The organism is Enterobacter sp. 186315, assembly GCF_053290175.1.
Window position 1 is genome coordinate 1 of sequence record NZ_JBPTTK010000071.1, and the last position, 515, is coordinate 515.

The 515-nt window shown below is 56.3% G+C and carries 1 pseudogene; it reads left to right on the forward strand.

Annotated features, from left to right (window positions below):
* Nucleotides 1-11 precede the first annotated feature (11 nt).
* Nucleotides 12-515 (forward strand): annotated as a pseudogene (locus ACSVHP_RS22995) (IS1-like element IS1A family transposase); the annotation flags it as partial.

A 515-nucleotide genomic window follows, 5' to 3' on the forward strand; every position in this document is an offset into this window, starting at 1 on the left:
GAGGTGCTCCAGTGGCTTCTGTTTCTATCAGCTGTCCCTCCTGTTCAGCTACTGACGGGGTGGTGCGTAACGGCAAAAGCACCGCCGGACATCAGCGCTATCTCTGCTCTCACTGCCGTAAAACATGGCAACTGCAGTTCACTTACACCGCTTCTCAACCCGGTACGCACCAGAAAATCATTGATATGGCCATGAATGGCGTTGGATGCCGGGCAACCGCCCGCATTATGGGCGTTGGCCTCAACACGATTTTACGTCACTTAAAAAACTCAGGCCGCAGTCGGTAACCTCGCGCATACAGCCGGGCAGTGACGTCATCGTCTGCGCGGAAATGGACGAACAGTGGGGCTATGTCGGGGCTAAATCGCGCCAGCGCTGGCTGTTTTACGCGTATGACAGGCTCCGGAAGACGGTTGTTGCGCACGTATTCGGTGAACGCACTATGGCGACGCTGGGGCGTCTTATGAGCCTGCTGTCACCCTTTGACGTGGTGATATGGATGACGGATGGCTGGC